Genomic DNA, 449 nt, shown 5'->3' on the forward strand with positions numbered 1-449 from the left:
ACCGCGGCGAGTTCGCCTGCGTTGGTGGCCACCTCGGTGACGGTGTCGCGCAGCGCCGCGACCTGACTGGTGGGGCGTGCGATCCACTCCCCGATCGCGCCGAGCACCAGTTGGCGGTCGGTCGGCTCACGCGACGGGATCCAGATGTCCTCACCGAACTCGGGCGGTTTCTGGGTCCGGTCGGCGATCACGTGGCCCACCTCGAGCGCGGACATGCCGTTCACCAGCGCCTGATGGGACTTGGTGTAGACCGCGATGCGGTTCCCGGCCAGCCCCTCGACGAGGTACATCTCCCACAGCGGCCGTGTCTTGTCCAGCGGCCGTGACCCGAGCCGGGCCACCAGGTCGTGCAATTGGGCGTCGCTGCCCGGAGACGGCAGAGCCGAACGCCGGATGTGATAAGTGATGTCGAATTCACGGTCGTCGATCCACACCGGGCGCGCCAGCCC

1 protein-coding gene is annotated in these 449 nt (G+C 68.6%); it reads right to left on the bottom strand.

The window, feature by feature from the left end; genetic code table 11:
- Positions 1–434 (bottom strand): wax ester/triacylglycerol synthase family O-acyltransferase (locus tag I6F09_RS37255; RefSeq protein ID WP_225190210.1); only part of this gene is annotated, 434 nt, incomplete at its 3' end.
- Positions 435–449: the final 15 nt, after the last annotated feature.

This window comes from Bradyrhizobium sp. IC3195 (genome assembly GCF_020193585.1).
GTDB classification, from domain to species: Bacteria; Pseudomonadota; Alphaproteobacteria; order Rhizobiales; family Xanthobacteraceae; genus Bradyrhizobium; species Bradyrhizobium yuanmingense.